14 protein-coding genes are annotated in these 16,850 nt (G+C 48.7%); 11 read left to right on the forward strand and 3 right to left on the reverse strand.

Annotation, left to right across the window (positions count from 1 at the left end; all coding sequences use genetic code 11):
* The first annotated feature begins 61 nt into the window (after positions 1–61).
* From frlD to ACO5JD_RS06035, 3 genes are read left to right on the forward strand one after another with little or no spacing between them, the layout of a single operon-like run.
* On the forward strand, positions 62–865 hold the full coding sequence (frlD, locus tag ACO5JD_RS06025; RefSeq protein ID WP_484988423.1) for a fructoselysine 6-kinase: 804 nt from the start codon (positions 62–64) through the stop codon (positions 863–865).
* 10 nt (positions 866–875) lie between these two features.
* Entirely contained in the window at positions 876–1,724 is an 849-nt protein-coding gene (locus ACO5JD_RS06030) for an amidohydrolase family protein (RefSeq protein ID WP_484988425.1), read from the forward strand.
* Positions 1,725–1,727: 3 nt separating this feature from the next.
* Positions 1,728–2,159, forward strand: a complete 432-nt coding sequence (locus tag ACO5JD_RS06035) for a secondary thiamine-phosphate synthase enzyme YjbQ (RefSeq protein ID WP_484988587.1) — start codon at positions 1,728–1,730, stop codon at positions 2,157–2,159.
* A 149-nt stretch (positions 2,160–2,308) separates the two neighbouring features.
* Here the strand turns inward: ACO5JD_RS06035 and ACO5JD_RS06040 are convergent, their stop codons facing one another.
* A complete protein-coding gene (locus ACO5JD_RS06040; RefSeq protein ID WP_484988427.1) occupies positions 2,309–4,156 on the reverse strand; it encodes a tRNA uridine(34) 5-carboxymethylaminomethyl modification radical SAM/GNAT enzyme Elp3 in 1,848 nt (615 codons plus the stop codon).
* A 125-nt stretch (positions 4,157–4,281) separates the two neighbouring features.
* Here ACO5JD_RS06040 and ACO5JD_RS06045 point away from each other — a divergent pair, with 125 nt between their 5' ends.
* Together ACO5JD_RS06045 and ACO5JD_RS06050 are read left to right on the forward strand one after the other, a co-directional pair.
* Complete coding sequence (locus ACO5JD_RS06045; RefSeq protein WP_484988429.1) at positions 4,282–5,118, forward strand: class I SAM-dependent methyltransferase; 837 nt, start codon at positions 4,282–4,284, stop codon at positions 5,116–5,118.
* Positions 5,119–5,234: 116 nt separating this feature from the next.
* Positions 5,235–6,284, forward strand: a complete 1,050-nt coding sequence (locus ACO5JD_RS06050) for a zinc ribbon domain-containing protein (protein ID WP_484988431.1) — start codon at positions 5,235–5,237, stop codon at positions 6,282–6,284.
* Between the two features lie 65 nt (positions 6,285–6,349).
* Here the strand turns inward: ACO5JD_RS06050 and ACO5JD_RS06055 are convergent, their stop codons facing one another.
* Positions 6,350–7,051, reverse strand: a complete 702-nt coding sequence (locus tag ACO5JD_RS06055) for an N-acetylmuramoyl-L-alanine amidase (RefSeq protein ID WP_484988433.1) — start codon at positions 7,049–7,051, stop codon at positions 6,350–6,352.
* 239 nt (positions 7,052–7,290) lie between these two features.
* Between ACO5JD_RS06055 and ACO5JD_RS06060 the strand changes: the two genes are divergently transcribed.
* Positions 7,291–8,481, forward strand: coding sequence for a DUF389 domain-containing protein (locus ACO5JD_RS06060; RefSeq protein ID WP_484988435.1), 1,191 nt, complete (start codon positions 7,291–7,293; stop codon positions 8,479–8,481).
* A gap of 438 nt (positions 8,482–8,919) precedes the next feature.
* Here ACO5JD_RS06060 and ACO5JD_RS06065 read toward each other — a convergent pair whose 3' ends face one another.
* The gene (locus tag ACO5JD_RS06065) at positions 8,920–9,882 is read right to left on the reverse strand and encodes a spermidine synthase (RefSeq protein ID WP_484988437.1); all 963 of its coding nucleotides are present in this window, start codon (positions 9,880–9,882) and stop codon (positions 8,920–8,922) included.
* Positions 9,883–9,986: 104 nt separating this feature from the next.
* Between ACO5JD_RS06065 and tatA the strand changes: the two genes are divergently transcribed.
* From tatA to ACO5JD_RS06090, 5 genes are all read left to right on the forward strand, one after another.
* The gene (tatA, locus tag ACO5JD_RS06070) at positions 9,987–10,187 is read left to right on the forward strand and encodes a twin-arginine translocase TatA/TatE family subunit (RefSeq protein WP_298579160.1); all 201 of its coding nucleotides are present in this window, start codon (positions 9,987–9,989) and stop codon (positions 10,185–10,187) included.
* A gap of 141 nt (positions 10,188–10,328) precedes the next feature.
* Entirely contained in the window at positions 10,329–10,802 is a 474-nt protein-coding gene (gene greA / locus ACO5JD_RS06075; RefSeq protein ID WP_484988439.1) for a transcription elongation factor GreA, read from the forward strand.
* Positions 10,803–10,946: 144 nt separating this feature from the next.
* On the forward strand, positions 10,947–12,458 hold the full coding sequence (gene lysS, locus ACO5JD_RS06080; protein ID WP_484988441.1) for a lysine--tRNA ligase: 1,512 nt from the start codon (positions 10,947–10,949) through the stop codon (positions 12,456–12,458).
* A gap of 127 nt (positions 12,459–12,585) precedes the next feature.
* A complete protein-coding gene (locus tag ACO5JD_RS06085; RefSeq protein WP_484988443.1) occupies positions 12,586–13,179 on the forward strand; it encodes an HD domain-containing protein in 594 nt (197 codons plus the stop codon).
* Between the two features lie 230 nt (positions 13,180–13,409).
* Positions 13,410–16,028, forward strand: a complete 2,619-nt coding sequence (locus tag ACO5JD_RS06090; protein WP_484988589.1) for an ATP-dependent Clp protease ATP-binding subunit — start codon at positions 13,410–13,412, stop codon at positions 16,026–16,028.
* Positions 16,029–16,850 lie beyond the last annotated feature (822 nt).

Below are 16,850 nucleotides of genomic sequence, written 5' to 3' on the forward strand. Positions count from 1 at the left end.
TGCCTCGACAAGCATTCGATATTCGGCCTGAAAAGGCAACAACTAGAAGATAGGAAATCACATGGGTATCGGCAAGAAAGTCTGTGCAGTGGGCTTTTGCTGTGTCGACGTCTATACAGACCTGAAGAAATTTTATCCTACGGGCAACGGTATTGACTGGGGCATTCATCTCGCCCGCATGGGCGTCGAGGTCTCTGCTGTTTCGGTTGTAGGTACTGATGTGTACGGCGAAAAGATGAAAAAGACACTTTCTGCCGAAGGCATTGATATCTCCCATTTGCGCACAGAAGTTGGGGATACCTGCATTATGCTCATGGGTCTTAAAAATGGCACTGATCGTGTACATCTTGAAGAGGTCGAAGGGGTCATGGCGGACTACAAGCTTACCGAGGAAGAGTTTGAGTTTGTTAAACGCCATGACCTGCTTCATACGGATCTTTTTGGAAATGTACTTGACCATCTAAAGGCATGGCATGACGCAGGTGTTGAGATAGTGATGGACTTCTCCGTTTTCTCACGCGATCCGGAGTATCACTGCGAGGATTATTTCCCTTATGTAGATTACGTTTTTATGAGTTATGACGGCCCTCTTGAGCCCACTCAGGAATGGCTTGCCTATGTGCATTCTTTTGGTCCTAAAATTGTCACCGCCACACGCGGCGAAGATGGTTCTGTGAGCTACGATGGTAAGAATTATTATGAGCATGGCATTATTCCTTGTGAGGTTGTAAACACAGTTGGTGCTGGGGACTCTTATATTGCTGGTTTTACCTATGGACTCCTTAATGGAGAAGATATCCCTCATTGTCAGCGTCGAGGTGCGGAGCTTTCCAGCAAAATAATTACCAAGTTTGAGCCCTATTAGGAGGCGGGCTATGATTGTTGACTCCTACGTTCATCCGCTTTGTTATAACGCGATCTATAACGAGAGAGAGTTTTCGTTCTACAAACGTAATTTTGGGATGGGCCTCATGGGTCCTATGGACTATGATGAAATTTTTGCCGAGATGGACTGTGGGAACATAGACAAAAACTTCCTCATGCCGCTTGATGTGACAACTACTTGTGGTGGATGGTTTGCTACCAATGAACAATGCGCCAAGATTGTCTCTGACTATCCCGACCGCTTTATTAATTTTGCGAGTGTTGATCCGCACAGGGACGATGCTGTAGTGGTTTTAGAGCATGCATTTTCTCAATTGCGTGCTCGAGGTGCTCATTTTCATCCTGCTAAGCAAAGATTTCATGCTGCCGATGCATGCATGGATCCCATTTACGACTTATGTGAACAACTAGATAAACCCATCTACTTTGATGCGGGTCTTTCCTGGGAGCCCAGCGCTCCTATGGAGCCAAATCACCCGCTCTCCATTGAGCTTGCTCTTATGCAGCATCCTCGAATTAAGTTTTGCCTTGCTCATTTTGCATGGCCCTGGGTAAGAGAGATGGTTGCACTGATGATTAAGTATCCCAATGCTTATACCGATACATCGGTTCTCTATCTTGACTCCCCAGAAGAGTCCATGCAACGACTCTTCCAAGTTGATATGGGTCCCTTGTGGTTCCAGCGCAGTTTTATGAATCAGGTCCTATTCGCCTCAAACACCCCGCGTTTCCGTGCTTTCAAAATTAAACGTGGCATTGAGAGACTCGGCCTTCCCGATGATGCGCTTGAAGCGATTCTTGGTGGCAATGCGCTCAGGTTCATTGGAGAGGAGGCGTAGGTGATGGTTAAGCTTGATACGCTGTACTACTTATCTCATAAGGTATGTCAGTTCATCAACATAACTGATGATGTTCATGCCATAGTCGAGGATTCTGGTGTGAAAGACGGATTGGTAGCAGTTATCACGGCTCATACTACCTGTGGCATCATCGTTAACGAAGGCTTATCTTGTGTTGAGAAAGATATTTCAACCATGCTGGAGAATCTAGTTCCACTCAATGCGCCCTATGCGCATGCACACTTTCTGCCAAGCTATGGTGCTACGGGTAACAATTCTCAAGGTCATCTCAAATCAACGCTTGTTGGGAATAGTTGTATGTTCCCCCTTATTAATGGCAAGATTGTTTGTGGTGGCGCCCAAGATATCTATCTCGCTGAGTTTGATGGGCCTCAAAAACGAAAGGTATTTGTAGAGGTAATTGGCGAAAAATAATGCTCAACAATATTTATTACTCTTGCTGTCAGCTACAAAAAACGTTTATAAACGATAATGCGGAAGTATTTAAGAAGCTTTGCAATCACAGTGCAATAGCAATAACTGAGTTTTCGTTTGGGATGTAGTGCCTAGACACAGGTGGAGCGTTATAGTTTCCGGCGCTGATAGAGCCCTGCATCCTCAAAACCGAGACGTCGGTAGTAGGCGCGGGTGCCTACTGAGCTAATGACGTTGATACTGCTGTAGCCTGCGCTGTGGGCAATGTCGCACACGCGTTCAACCAGCTGACGGCCCAAGCCTTTGTGCTGAGTAGCAACATCCGCTTGACCAAGGCGTACTGCTTGACCGTAGACGTGTACCTCACGAATCATTGCTTGTCCTGGTGCGACAGGTAGCTCATCTGCTCTGACATCGGCATTCCCATCACAAAGGAGTTTCCACTTAGGAAGAGACAGACGGCAAAAACCTGCAATTCGGCCCTCGGGGGTAACCCACTGCAAAAAGTGTTCGTTTGTAGCGACGGTTTCATAGGTAAAATCATCCAGCACGAGTTCAGCAAAGTTAATCTTGTCCAGGGAGATTTCTCTAAAACGAATTTCTCGCACGAGACCCGCCCTGCCTGCATTTCGGATCTCGTTTTCCACCATCTGGCGCAGGTTGGTATGCTTGTTTCCCACAAGAATGTCATCGGCACTAATGTCACGAATCATACGAGAAATGCGAATGTAGGGCGGTGTTGCAAGGACATCACTCACGAGCACATCAACAAGCTCTTCTCGACTATACGGACCCCATGAGCCATCCCTGAAATGCTCTACCAGCTGTGTTCCTTCTACCAGCGCACAGGGGTAAAGCTTTATTTCGTCAGGCAAAAAATTGGAATTATTTACAAAGGTTTGAAAGTCCTGCTTGTCTGATTCGGGTGTGGATCCCAACAAATTTACCATCAGATGCGCATGAATTTTGAAACCAAAAAGCCTAATAAGGTTAAAGGCCCGGTAAATCTGTTCCAAGCTGGTGTAACGCTGATTGGCGTTCAGTATGGCTTGCCGGGTGCTCTGTATGCCCATCTGAATCTTCGTGCAGCCCATCTGACGAAAAAGTGTGAGATTTTGCGGGGTAATGGTATCGGGGCGTGTTTCGATAACAAGTCCTACCACCCGATGTTGTGCACGTTCATTGCGTAGTTGTTCGGCTAAAAGCTCATTCATCTGTGCACTCATATACTTTGAAGCACTTTGATGAGCCTCACTTTTTTGATATAAATCATGAAACGCGTCATTGAAGCTTTTCTTGCCTTGATTAACTAAAACTTGCTGTGTCTCTACAAATTGGCTGAGTTGAGCAGGACTATTCTCAAGACCTAACTTACGGTAGTGGTCATAGCGTTGGCGTAAGGTTTCTTTGGCGATAGGCCAGTCGTTAAGAGCGCGGAATAGCTCGCGAATAAACCAAATTTGATAAGCGCGCGGATAGTCGCTCCAGGTTCCACCGAGCACAATGAGTTCGATTTTATCGATGGAATGTCCCATTTGCGATAGTGCGCGTAAACGAGCGGCAACCTGCAGATAGGGGTCAAAAAAGTTATGCTCTGCGCGTTGGCAGGCAGGCTCGTTGGCAAGATAACTTTTGGGCATGCGCAGGTCGCAGGGGCAGTATAAGCAATTGCTCGAGCAAGTTTGAGGGCGCGTAATAACGGTGATGGTCGCAACCCCTGACCCCGTGCGATGAGGCTTCATCTGGATGGTACGAATAAGGCGCTTTTCAAGCGTACTATCAATATTCCAGCGTGCCCAGCGCTCAGGGTTCTCTTGCTTTATTTTTTGATAAAAAGGCAAGATGAAGCGCTTCGAGAGATGTTTTTCGTTGCTGCGCACGCCGCGGTTATGTTTGCGCCACAGAGCATCTAACTCAGACCGCGTTAACGCATCATCCGTGCGCTCTGCTGGCAGCGCACGTAGGTGTTCAAGTATGTCCAGCAAGAGTTCTTCCATGCGTCTCTCCCGTACTTCAGTCTGTTTAGGATGCAATTATAAGCAAGGCAAGATAAACGCAAATTTCGCGCTAGCATGTACCGTACAGTGGATTTGAAAGTTTAGTTTTAATCTGGGGCGGGGATGTGACAGTGAATATCGAAATTGCGCGACGGCTGAACCGCTTAAATACAGAGTTTTACCAGGCTCAGGCTGCTTCATTTTCACAAACGCGCCAGGCGCCTTGGCAGGGGTGGGAAAGAATCGTCGAGTTTGCTGGTATATCTTCTTGTGACTCGCGGACGTTATCCGTGTTGGATGTGGCGTGTGGCAATTTGCGCTTTGGGGATTTTCTTGCGCATACATTAAAGCCCTCCTGCGTGTCTGCAAAAAGTACTGATGTGGTACAAGCTCATATCCCCGTTGCATACTATGCGGTAGACAACTGTATATCCCTTGCACGTCGTAGCGCTTTTTTGCTTCCTTGGGATGTTGAATTTACACACATAGATCTTGTTGAAGAGCTTATAAGCAAGAATACGTCTGGTTTGCTGGATGCAAACTTTCCAGCCGTTGATTTGTCACTTTGTTTTGGGTTTATGCACCACGTGCCCACCCATGCCGCTCGAATTACCCTGATTCGAGAGTTGCTTGGAGCTACGCGTCCAGGTGGCAGCTGTGCGCTCTCATTTTGGCAGTTTATGAATAATCCTAAGCTTGCGAGTCGTGCTCAAGAAACTACTGACGAGGCGTTGGACAAACTGGGTATGGCGAAGGCTGATTTAGAACCTAACGATTTTTTGTTGGGATGGCAGGAGCGTTCTGATGTCTGGCGCTATTGTCATCATTTTGATGTGGCAGAAATTGACGCACTTGTGGATGCTTCTTCTGATCTTGCGGAACTACAAGAGTGTTTTTCAGCTGACGGACATACAGGAAACCTCAATACTTACTTGGTATTTCGAAAGAAGAAACTCTCGTAAGACTCTGGCAGGATTGAATGGTGTGATTACGGTTGCTGCACCGCTCCCCATTCTTGTTTTGGCTATCAGTTTTGCATTGCGATAAGCTGGGATGGACTGGTGGTAGGTGAGGGGGCATGATGTATTGCACAAACTGTGGTGCTCTGCTTGATGAGCAAGCAAAGTTCTGTCCTAACTGTGGCACACGGGTGGCCGTTGATTTTGCTGTTCAGGCTGTGGCAAATCCTGTCAACCCTGCGTCTAAGCCCGCCACGTCCAATGACCTTACTCAACCTTTGTCTAGCGACGAAAGCAAGCAAATGCTTGAGGATAATCGCAAAGCTTTCGCTGCTCAAGAAGCGGTAGACGGGCTGGATGATTCAGGTCTTTTTGTAGATAACACAAGCTTGGATGAGACCTTTTTGACGGCGGATAATGCGCCGACAGAGTATGTACCTGTGGCAGCCAATGCTCCCGTCTCTCCTGTGGTAGCTCGTCAAGCTGCGAATCCGCGTCGTGACCGAAACACGATTATTGCGGCAGTGGCTATAGGTGTGATTGTGCTTGCTACCTGCGCTGTGCTGGCGATTGTATTTTGGCCTAGCGAAAAGTCCGATGGGGGCGTAGTTCAGCCTCCCGTGGAAAAACCTGCTCCTGCTGCACCAAAGACCGATGCTAATGATTCAAAAACTGAGACGCCTGAAATAAAAACTGATACAAAGAAAGACGAGCCTCAGGTGCCCGCCGTCGATTACTACAAGAAACTGAGTGAAATCTATATAAGCATCGGTGGATATGATGATGCAGTTAGGATTTGCTCGAGTGATTTTAACGAAAACTATCTCAAGCCTGACATGAACAAGCGCAATGAGCTTGCAAATTCTGCTGCCACCATTGAGGCAGATTTGATCCAGATGAAAAATGATATAGCGGCATTGGCTGTGCCTAGTGACTCGCCCTATAACGATGATTTTAAGAATATGACTACGCTTGCGGAGGATTTGTACCAGCGTATTCATGTTATAAATCGTGCGTGGTCAAAGGCGAATTCCTACGGTGCCAATTCCAAAGATCACGATGATGAAATTAAAGATGTGCTCAAGTCAGTTTATGACTCTAGTAACAAAAATAAATACTTTGAGGAGTTCAACGCGCTGTATCCCAAGGCGCAACCGACAAAGAAATAAAGAAAGAACCTAGGTAAAAATTTGGCCTGAGTTTAGCGTGAGCTTGGAGTGGGTTTAGAGCGGCCCTAGCGTGTGTAGCCATCGTGAGTACGAGTTGTCTGGAGATTTTTGAGGTATGTTGCGAATTCAGGTGAGGTGTCTGAATTGCCCGAACGCCAAGCCTTGTGGTCGATAATTTTGCTTGGTGTCGTTTGACCTTCTGCAGCAAAATATGCATCGATATAGGCAATGAGCTGGTCAACTGCCACAAGTTGGGCTTCTGGATATTCTTCGCCATGAGTGCTGATGTGTACCATTTCAATGCCAATTGAATACGAATTCATGCCATAGTCTGAAGCCCAAGAACCAATGGGCTGGGCCCCCGCTTTGTCATCACGGCTTTCGTCTGTGGTGCCAAAATGCTCGTTATGTCCTGTGTCGCTAAACCCTGCATGATGCGCAATGCGGTCAAGTGGGACGCATTGGATGATGGAGCCGTCTTTGTTGACAACAAAATGTGCTGCAACGAGGTTGCCACTGGCTGCCCAAGAATTCACGACCCCAGCTGCATCGGTGTCGGTTTCAGTGTCGTGCATCACGATATAGAGTTGGCTGGAGATGGGCTTTGGACCATGGTCAAACGCGCTACGGAAGTCTTCGCTGATGTTGAGTTTTGCACGGAGTTCTGTAGCGCTCGGAACGGCGGGAGAAGGTGCAGTCTGGGCCATGGAGCCCTGTGCTTGCGGTGTGCCGCTTGTAGCTGTTGAGTCATCGGGTGTTTTATGCACGGTGCCGCACCCGATGATAGTGCTGGCAATTGAGATGCTGAGAAGGCAAATAAGGACTGGGTGAAACCAAGAGGTTCTTCTTGTAAAGGGCATGGGCGTACTTTCAGTTGCGGGTTTGCGCTCTGCGATTTTGATGCGTTACCAACTCATCAAAGATTTTAGACCTCGTAGACTACGCCTACAATTGAACATGGTTGCAGCAAGATTGCCCTATTTTAAAATCAACGAAAGGAGATGGCGTGGTTGCGACAAATCTCACGCGGCTTCTCCGGGAATTCGTAAATGTACGCGATGGGCGAGCTAGTTACCAAGTGATTCGTCGCCGCGTGCAGGCTGGCGCGCGAATTGATGGACCCCATCTGTGCTTGTTAATTGTGGCGATGCTGATAGCGTCGGTGGGTCTTAATATGGATTCAACCGAAGCAGTTGTTGGTGCCATGCTTATCTGTCCATTGATGGGTTCAGTTATGGGTTTTGCCTATGCGGTGGCGACCGCTGACTCGCGTATGTTGCGTGAGCTGCTGTTTGGTTTTGTGGTGCAGGTGATTATTTGCCTGATTACGTCAACTTTGTACTTCGTGATCTCTCCTATCTCAAATGAGACTTCTGAGCTGCTGACTAATTCCAATCCAAATATCTGGGATGTGCTGATTGCTTTGGCGGGAGGTTTTGCGGGTGGACTTGGAATTTCGCGCAATCAAGAACCGAGTACGTTGCTTTCGGGTGTGGCTGTAGCGACTGCGCTAATGCCGCCTTTATGTGCTGCTGGCTATGGCATTGCGATGGCAAAGTTCACGCTATTTGCTGGCGCTTTTTATGAGTTTCTGCTGAATGTGGTGTTTATTGCGGTGTCGGCCCAGCTGGTAATGATGTTGTTGAAAGTTCCCCTCAAACGAGATTTAAATGGGGACGAAGCGGTGAGTACTGCAGAGAACGAAGCGGCAATGCACAGGTCAATGGTGTTGCGTCGGCGCGTAGCGATTGGCACGGTAATCTTTCTTATCCCTTGTGTGCTACTGACGGTTCATGCGGTAAATGAGACGATGACACAAAACTCGGGTGAGGCATTTATTGTGCAAGATAGTTATGAGGTAAAACAGACAACGCTGGAGTTGGAGGCCATTTGTCCAGGCTTTGTGTCATATAGGGTTGGTGCGGTTAATGCGTATGACAGCAAATCAGGCGCACTATCTCAGCGTTTGGTTGCGACTCTCAAGACAACGGATGAGTTGGATAGTTTTAAGAAATCTGAGATAAGAGGCTTGGTGCACGTGCATATCAAGCAACTTGATGAGTTGCGATTTGAGGTTGAGGCGAAAGACGGGGAGGCTGCAACTGTTACAGATGCACCCTCAGAGGCTGATGTTGCAAAACCCAATGATGTGGCCTCAGTTCCTTCATCAACAGTCGGCAGCTCAGCCACAAAATGATTCCCAATCTTTTTACAAAATAGGGGTAGTCGGCTGGGCCGGCCACCCCTATTCGCTCTAAATGACGATATGCGCCATTGCCTAGTTTTTAGCAAGTGATGTTTTTGCAGGTAGATTAGCTGAAATACAAGGCAGGCGTTTCCCCGGGTTTTGACGTGCCTTAGGCTGTATGCAAAGCCGCTGGTAGATGGCTGTACTGTGGAGAATATATATCAAATATTAAATAAAAATGACTGCTAAATGGCGCACATCGAACGTTAGAGCGAATAGGGGTCATTAAAGCTCAGGAATGTGGCTTAGTGAGTGAGGCAAAAGAGGACCTAAGTAGGACCGAAGCTGATTTAGATGATAGGGCTGAAACTACTTCTGGTTTGAGTGGCGTGAGTGGAGCAGAATTGGATAGGAAGGTTGAAGCTGTCTTAGATAGAACAGGGTTACCTAAGACAGGCGGTAGCGATGGGAGATGGGCCAAGGATGATCGCTGGCGACAAGACAATTGTCAGCAACAATGGTCGGGTCTTCCTCATCCTCCGGAATCAGCCACACATATTTGAATTCAGCACAAAATGTTTGGCATGTATCCCGCAAATGCCTAGAACCCTTGCCTTCAAGTGGTGCAATAACGTTAGCAAGGTAAATGCCTTGACTCGTCAAATGCTGATGTATTAGTTGTGCGCCTTCAGTCGTTCCAAGAGGACCTAGCGGATGTTTTCCACTAAAGGCATCGTTAACTATTAAGTCAAAACTTCGATTACAGCTCCTCAGCCATACCCAGCCATCATCACAAATGAGCTCGGGTGCGTTATTGGGAAATTCCTCCAGGAGCTCATTAAGAAAAAAATGTTCACGCGCAATCTTGGTAATTGCTGGGTCAATTTCTACAACTACTGTATGCAAACATGGGCAATGCGCAACCAACCATTTGGGAAAGGAGTATCCGCCGCCACCAATAACCACAGCAGTTGGTTTGAGCTCTGAAGAAATCTGGCATGAGCAATCCGAAGGAGACACTTGGTTGAGATAGGGAGAAGAGCAGTGCCCAGAGTTTAAAAGGGACTGACGATCTGCATCATTTTCCGACTGATCTTTACGTTTAGTGACGCATGAGTCCCCAGTTAGATTCAAAATATCGACAATTTCCGCAAAATACTTGTGATAAATGCAAGCTAGCTCCCAGCGCAATTCAGGATCCACATAGCCCACTGACTGGTATTTCCCTCGCACATTTAGCAGGCGCACGGTTGTTCCATCATCATCTTGCGAATCAAATACCAGCGCTGGCCCAAATTTGGTTCGCCACCACAACCAAACCCCACGCTTTTTCAGTAACCATGGCAGACGCAGGATGAATATATCCAACGCGCTCACAACCACAATCAATGCCACAAGCAGCGCCGGCATACAAATTCACCCCCAGAGAAATTGTGAGTATATAAAGATATGCGGTATACTACACGCTTGCAAACACATCGCAAACGCGGTGGTCGCACCCACGGAGGTTAAACATGATACTTGGTATGGGCGTTCCCGAGCTACTTTTGATTCTCATTGTCGCATTGGTTATCTTTGGGCCCAAGAACCTTCCGAAACTTGGTTCTGCACTAGGCAAGACCGTCAAAAATGTCCGCGAGGGCATGGAAGAGGGCGAAAGCTCTGAGGCTGATGCCGAAAAGACTGACGACAAGGATACTAAGGATACCGAGTAAGATATCGGCGGTCAGCCGTCGTGTATGTGCAACTGCTCGGTTGAGGCCGAGCGGCTGCGTTTTGCTCTGTTGAGCTTTATTCCCGTGGTAATCATAAAATATCAGCTAGTACCACCCATTTCGACACATAGAAGGCAGCACATGGCAAAGACTGAGATGACGCTCACCCCCGAGGGCCGCAACAAGCTGGTTGAGGAGCTCGAGTATCGCGAGGGCGACAAGAACACCGAGATCATCGAGGCAATCAAGGAGGCTCGCGCACAGGGAGACCTTTCCGAGAACGCTGAGTATGACGCCGCCAAGGAAGAGCAGGCCAAAAATGCTGCTCGTATCAACGAGATTCGTCAGATTCTTTCGACTGCCCGCGTGGTTGAGATTGGTGCTGGCGAGTTGTCTGTGTCGCTGGGCTGCACGGTTGAGCTCGAGGATTCCAAGGGCAAAAAGACCTCTTTCACCATCGTTGGTACTACCGAGACCAACTCCCTTGAGAATAAGATTTCCAACGAATCCCCTGTTGGTGCAGCTAGTATGGGTCACCTTGTGGGTGACAAGATTAGCTATGTTACCCCCTCCGGTAAGACACGTGATCTTACCATTACCAACATTAGTCGCTAACACATCGACGCATCTTCACGCGCTGGCAGCTCATAGACCTGGGCTGACAGCGCGTTATATACTGCATTAAAGGTAAAGCCAAGGCCTTTGACCTGCATAAATACCACGCAGGTGGGCCTTTATTTTTACGAGAGGAACGCTCACATGGCAGAGCAGGACGCCACCACCGAACAGGCCGCCCCATCCGTAAACGACGAGAGAGCTCAACGCCGCGCACGACGTCAGGCTCTTCTTGATCAGGGTATCAATCCTTATCCTATTCAAAGTCATATCACTGCACATGCTGCTGAGCTTGAGGAGCGTTACGTCGACCTTGAAGATGGTAGCGATACGGATGACGTTGTAACCCTTGGCGGTCGCGTTCGAGCAAAGCGTGGACAAGGTAAAGTTTCCTTCATCGTGATTGAGGATTGCACTGGTCAAATGCAGCTATTTTGCCGCATTAATGTGCTAGGCGAGGATAAGTGGGGCATCCTTGACATGCTCGACTTAGGCGATGTAATCGAGGCTACTGGCACCGTTGTGCGTACCCGTCGTGGTCAGCTCTCTGTCTCGCCGACCAACATCACGATTCTTTCCAAGGCTTGCCGTCCGTTGCCCGAGAAGTTCCACGGTCTTACTGACAAAGAAGTTCGCTATCGTCAGCGCTATGTAGACCTTATCATGAACCCCGGGGTAAAGGATGTTTTTGTCAAGCGTTCGCGCATCCTGTCTGCCTTCCGCAGCTATATGTTGGAGCAGGGCTATCTTGAGGTTGAGACTCCCATCTTGCAGGAAACCCTCGGCGGCGCTAACGCTCGTCCTTTTACCACACATTTCAATGCGCTTGATCAGGAAGTCTACCTGCGCATTGCTACCGAGCTCCACCTCAAGCGCCTCATTGTAGGTGGTATGGAGCGCGTCTGGGAGATGGGTCGCCAGTTCCGCAATGAAGGCATGGACCTCACCCACAACCCTGAGTTCACCAGTATGGAGGCCTACTGCGCTTATAGCGATCTTGAGGGGATGAAGCGTCTCGCGGAAGGCTTCATTAAGGCGGGCAACGCCGCTGTCAACGAGAGTGAGCAAATTCCCTACGGTGATTACACCATCGATCTTTCAGGTGAGTGGCGATCTGCTCCCATGAATGAACTTGTCTCCGAACGCGTGGGCGAGCAGGTCAGCATTGACACACCCATTGAACACTTGCGTGAGCTTCTTGAGAAAAATAGTCTCGAATGGGAGCCAAACTGGGGTGCCGGTAAGCTCATCTTTACTCTTTATGATGAGCTCTGCGAAAGCCAGATTGTCAATCCAACCTTTGTCTGTGATTATCCCGTTGAGGTCTCACCGCTGGCAAAGCGCAAAGATGATGATCCGCGTTTGACCGACCGTTTTGAGCTGGTGATTGCTGGTCACGAGTATGCCAACGCTTTCTCCGAGCTCAATGACCCCATTGATCAGGAAAGTCGCTTCCAGGCGCAGGTGGCGGCAAAAGCCGCGGGTGATGATGAGGCCATGGAGTACGATTACGACTACGTGCGTGCGCTCGAGTATGGCATGCCCCCTGCGGGTGGTATTGGCATTGGTATCGACCGTACGGTTATGCTTTTGACCAATCAGCCTTCGATTCGTGACGTGCTTCTCTTCCCGCATATGAAGCCAGAGAATCGTTAAATTGCCGCAACAGCGCAGCACAGTAGCCTTGTCTGCTCTGCGCTCGCGTTTATACTTAAGCAAAACTAGGAACCTTGTAGCTACCACAAAACGTTAGCTGCAGGGTTCCAAAGTAAAAGGGGGAAGTATGGCAGACAAACTTGAGAGCGGACTGACTCGCGAGCAGGCGTTTGACCTGCTTAAGCAGTACAACGAAGATGAATATCATATTTTGCATGGCCAGCAGGTCGAGGCCCTGATGCGCTATTACGCCGAGAAGTACGATCCTGAAAATGTTGATTTCTGGGGTCAGGTTGGTTTGCTTCATGACCTTGATTGGGAGAAGTGGCAAGACGATATGCTCCACACAATCAAGACGGCCGAGTTGCTTGCCGAGGCCGGTGCTAATCCCGCGTTAGCGCACTCTATTCAGACTCACAACTATGACATTAATCCTGAGTTGCCCGCACCCGAGCTCAAAATGGAACGGGTGCTCTACGCAGTTGACGAGCTAAGCGGTTTGATTAATGCGTGTATCCGCATGCGTCCTTCGGGTTCTGTGACTGATTTTGAAGTGAAGAGTCTCAAGAAGAAATTTAAGAACAAAAAGTTTGCCGCTGGTTGCGATCGTGATGTTATCGCATACGGTGCCGAGCTCAACGACATTACACTCGATGAGCTGTTTGCCAGCGTCATTGCAGCCGAGCAGGAGCTTGTAGAAACTAGCGAGGCCTTTAACTAGGCAGCCAGAATGCACGTATATGGTTGCTAGTATGTGCTGCGTTGCTTTACTACGAAGCGGAATTAAAGACGGACGTCAGGGATGGCGCCCGTCTTTTTGATACAAAGTGCAGAGCAGTGTTTATTCAGCTGCTTATGTGGGTAAACGTGAACAGACTACCAGTAAGAAGCTGACGCTACCATCACGGCAGCATGGCGTTGCGAATGGCGGCGCAGAAGGGCAGTGTGAGCATGTTCGAAAAATTTACCGATCGAGCTCGGAAAGTTATGAGCCTCGCCCAAGACGAAGCTCAACGTCTGGGCAAAATGTATGTTGGCACGGAGCATTTGCTGCTCGCGCTGATTAAAGAGGGCGATGGCATTGCGGCCAAGGCTCTTGCGTCACTAGATGTGACCTATGAGGAAACTTTGGCAACTATTCGTCAGATTTCTAGCGAGGATTTGCAGCCAGGTTCCGGTGGACACATTCCCTTTACCCCGCGTGCCAAGCGCGTGCTAGAAAATGCCTATCGCGAAACCATGGCACACGGACAGACGTATATTGCAACTGAGCATCTCTTGCTGGGTATCGTGAGCGAGGGTGACGGTATTGCGATGATCGCGTTGGGTCGTATGGGTATTTCGGCTGATGCTGTGCGCAATGCAGTGGCAGAGCTCGTTAACAAAGACAAACCTCACGAGTCGCATCATCAGTCTGCTCCCGTGAGTTTTGGACAAATGTTTGCAGGTCAGCGTTCCGATGAGGACGACGATGATTCACTGCTGGAGCGCTTTGGTCGCAATCTTACCAAGCTCGCTGCAGAAGGCAAGCTTGATCCCGTGATTGGTCGCGATCGCGAGACCGAGCGTGTGATGCAGGTACTAGCTCGTCGTCAAAAGAATAATCCTCTTATTTTGGGTGACCCTGGTGTTGGCAAGACTGCTGTCGTTGAAGGTTTAGCTCAGTTAGTTGCTGCGGGCAACGTGCCTGATATTTTGCGTGGCAAGCAAATCTGGACACTTGATATGGCGGCCATGGTTGCAGGCTCAAAATACCGCGGTGAGTTTGAAGATCGCCTCAAGAAGGTCATTGCTGAGGTGGAGTCTTCCGATGATGTAATCTTGTTTATTGATGAGATTCACACAGTGCTGGGCGCTGGTTCAGCTGAGGGATCGATGGATGCAGCGTCCATCATGAAACCGCCTCTGTCACGTGGCGAAATTCAGGTTATTGGTGCCACCACTGCGGAGGAATACCGCAAGCACATTGAGAAGGACTCTGCTTTTGAACGTCGCTTCCAGCCTGTCTACATTGGTGAGCCGAGTATTGCTGATACGTTGGAGATCCTTTCTGGTCTGCGCAGCAGTTATGAAAAACATCATCACGTGCGCTATACGGAGAGTGCCCTCAAAGCTGCGGTAACCTTGTCCGATCGTTATATCCAAGATCGTTTTTTGCCAGACAAGGCGATTGATGTTATTGACGAGGCGGGAGCTCGTACTCGTGTTCACAAGATGTCGTTACCGCCCGAGCTTGCGCGCGTTGATGAAGAGCTAACGCAGCTTGCCGCAAAAAAAGATGAGGCAGCAGATGCGCAGGAGTACGAGGAGGCTGCTCGTCTGCGTGATGAAGAAAAAAGTCTCACTGCCAAGCGCGATCAGCTTGAGGAAGAGTGGCGTGCAAAGCAAGCACTCAATGTGGTGACGGTGGACGAGCAAGCCATCGCTGATGTCGTATCGGATATCACGGGTGTGCCTGTATCCAATCTCACTGAGGCAGAAGCCGCAAAGCTCTTGCGTTGTGAGGATGCCTTGCATCAACGCGTTATTGGTCAGGACGAGGCAATTAGTGCTGTGAGTCGCGCGATTCGTCGTTCACGCTCGCCGCTCAAGGATCCCCGCAGGCCTGGCGGTTCGTTCATCTTCCTTGGCCCTTCGGGTGTAGGTAAGACTGAGTTGGCAAAATCACTCGCCGAGTTTCTCTTTGGCAGCGAAGATGCGCTGATTTCCTTTGACATGAGCGAGTTTATGGAGAAGCATACAGTTTCCAAGTTGGTTGGTGCTCCTCCTGGATATGTAGGCTATGACGAAGGTGGCGAGCTTACCAAAGCAGTGCGCCGTCGTCCATATTCGGTTGTGCTTTTCGATGAGATTGAAAAAGCCCATCCTGACGTCTTTAATGTTTTGCTTCAAATCCTTGATGAAGGTCGTCTAACCGATGGACAAGGGCGTCACGTAGACTTTTCCAATACTGTTATCATCATGACCTCTAACATTGGCGCACGCGAGATTGCTCATACGTCTCCAATGGGCTTTACGAGCCAAGGTGACGATGGACTGTCAGATAAAGAAATTCGCAGCCGCGTGGAAGGTGAGCTCAAGAAGCTTTTCCGTCCTGAATTCCTCAATCGCGTTGACGAAATTGTGGTCTTCAAATCGCTCACGAGCGAGCAATTACGTCAGATTGTTGAGTTGATGGTTGGTGATTTGCGCAGGCGTCTGGTGGGACAGGGTATGTCCATTGAGCTGAGCGATGCAGCGGCTGATTTTGTAGCAGCTAAGGGTACGGACAAGATTTATGGTGCTCGTCCTCTACGTCGTGCGATTCAGACGCTCATCGAAGATCCTTTGGCTGAGGCTTTGCTACAGGGCAATTATGGCGCAGGCGACATTATTTGCGTCGATACTGCCGAGGTTGACGGCGAAGAGAAAGTGGTCTTTTCTAAGCGTCAGGGGGAGATTCCTAAGTTTGAAGAAAGAGTCCACCTAGACGCGCCGCGCGCCCGTGAACGCTGGAATTTAGGCGCGGGCAGTGATGCTGCGAGTCGTACACCTGTAAACGGAGGTAGCCTCGAAGGTTCGGCTGGGTAAGTACTTTTGTGTAAAGCAAAACTAGGGACCTTGGTTTTGCCAGGTCCCTTTTTTGTGGCATGTCATGTATCTGGACAAATCGGCATACGAGAAAACGTGGTATCGACCTGCTTCCATGCCACTCCGTCTGCCAAACGTCACAAACTGTTTCAATTAACATCGTTGCGCTTGCCAAAGACCACGCATTCTTTCAAGCAGCGCAGTTCTGCTTATCAAGTGCTCATCATCCCCATGCGAAAAGGGTTCCTAATTCATCATCTCGTCTGAAAAGGGTTCCTAAAGCATCACAGACGAAAAAATTACCTGCGCATTTGTAGCCCTAAAAGAGAATTAGGAACCCTTTTCGTTATCTGAGAAGAATTAGGAACCTTTTTTGAGTGGAAGACCCCGCAACGATGACCCCTCTTCGCTCTCACGTACGATATACGCCAATTCATAGGTAGTTTTGTTTAATTATTACTACATTTCTTTTGATGTCAGCCCAACTACCAGTGCTTTTATGAATACAAAAAGTCAGGACAAAACCCGGGAAAACACCTGTCTTAAAAATCAGTGCATCTACCAGCATAAATGCTGCAATACAAATTTCAACGAATGGCGCATATCGTGCGTGAGAGCGAAGAGGGGTACAAGAAGGTTAAATGCCACAAGCCACAGATTGTTTCATGCGTCCTTTAGGTTTGTTTGGCACTTGGGGATGATTCAACGCGTTCCTGCTTGTCAAACGTCAAAATTTGAATAGATTTCGATAGATGGTTCATGTTTCGAACTTCGAGAAAAAATGACCTGCCCATTTACGCTTACTTACCTCGAAACTTGAAC

Source organism: Olegusella sp. (assembly GCF_057238325.1).

Excerpts from the sequence above, each read along its gene's own strand:
- ACO5JD_RS06090 (WP_484988589.1), top strand. The coding sequence starts at position 13,410 with ATGTTCGAAAAATTTACCGATCGAGCTCGGAAAGTTATGAGCCTCGCC.
- ACO5JD_RS06035 (WP_484988587.1), top strand. The coding sequence starts at position 1,728 with ATGGTTAAGCTTGATACGCTGTACTACTTATCTCATAAGGTATGTCAG.
- ACO5JD_RS06065 (WP_484988437.1), bottom strand. The coding sequence starts at position 9,882 with ATGCCGGCGCTGCTTGTGGCATTGATTGTGGTTGTGAGCGCGTTGGAT.
- frlD (WP_484988423.1), top strand. The coding sequence starts at position 62 with ATGGGTATCGGCAAGAAAGTCTGTGCAGTGGGCTTTTGCTGTGTCGAC.
- ACO5JD_RS06040 (WP_484988427.1), bottom strand. The coding sequence starts at position 4,156 with ATGGAAGAACTCTTGCTGGACATACTTGAACACCTACGTGCGCTGCCA.
- ACO5JD_RS06050 (WP_484988431.1), top strand. The coding sequence starts at position 5,235 with ATGATGTATTGCACAAACTGTGGTGCTCTGCTTGATGAGCAAGCAAAG.
- greA (WP_484988439.1), top strand. The coding sequence starts at position 10,329 with ATGGCAAAGACTGAGATGACGCTCACCCCCGAGGGCCGCAACAAGCTG.
- ACO5JD_RS06085 (WP_484988443.1), top strand. The coding sequence starts at position 12,586 with ATGGCAGACAAACTTGAGAGCGGACTGACTCGCGAGCAGGCGTTTGAC.
- ACO5JD_RS06030 (WP_484988425.1), top strand. The coding sequence starts at position 876 with ATGATTGTTGACTCCTACGTTCATCCGCTTTGTTATAACGCGATCTAT.
- lysS (WP_484988441.1), top strand. The coding sequence starts at position 10,947 with ATGGCAGAGCAGGACGCCACCACCGAACAGGCCGCCCCATCCGTAAAC.
- tatA (WP_298579160.1), top strand. The coding sequence starts at position 9,987 with ATGATACTTGGTATGGGCGTTCCCGAGCTACTTTTGATTCTCATTGTC.